Source organism: Streptomyces sp. NRRL B-1347 (genome assembly GCF_000720325.1).
Classification (GTDB): Bacteria; Actinomycetota; Actinomycetes; order Streptomycetales; family Streptomycetaceae; genus Streptomyces.
In genome coordinates this window covers 1-543 of sequence record NZ_JOJM01000261.1, presented here as the reverse complement: position 1 = coordinate 543, position 543 = coordinate 1, and the positions used below count along the sequence as shown (strand labels likewise).

General features: G+C 68.1%; 1 protein-coding gene. It reads left to right on the top strand.

The features are described from left to right. The coding region (locus IG74_RS47325; RefSeq protein ID WP_037827532.1) for an AMP-binding protein at positions 1-543 on the top strand (543 nt) is incomplete at both ends.

Genomic DNA, 543 nt, shown 5'->3' with positions numbered 1-543 from the left:
TCGGTGGCGGTGGTGTCCGGGGTGTCGGTGCCGGAGTTGGTGGCGCGTCAGGTGGTCCGGGTTCCGGATGCTGTGGCGGTGGAGTGTGGTGAACGGCGTTTGTCGTATGCGGAGTTGGATGCGGCGGCGAATCGTCTGGCGCATCGTCTGCGTGCCGAGGGCGTCGGTGTGGGTTCGTCGGTGGCGGTGCTGTTGGATCGCTCGGTTGAGCTGATGGTGGCGCTGCTGGGTGTGTGGCGTGCGGGCGCGGGTTACGTACCGATGGATCCGGTACTGCCGTCGGAGCGGGTCGCGGCGATGGTCGCGGATGGTGGGGTGTCGGTGGCGGTGACGTCGGCCGAGTATGCGGACCGGTTCACGGATGTGCCGGTGGTGCTGACGGCGGAGGACCTGTCGGCTTACCCGCCGAAGGCTCCTGAGGTTGCTGTCGACCTGGATGCGGTCGCGTACACGGTGTTCACGTCGGGTTCGACGGGTCGGCCCAAGGGTGTGGAGGTGACGCACCGCGGGCTGGCGAACCATGTGGAGTGGGCGGAGCGTGAG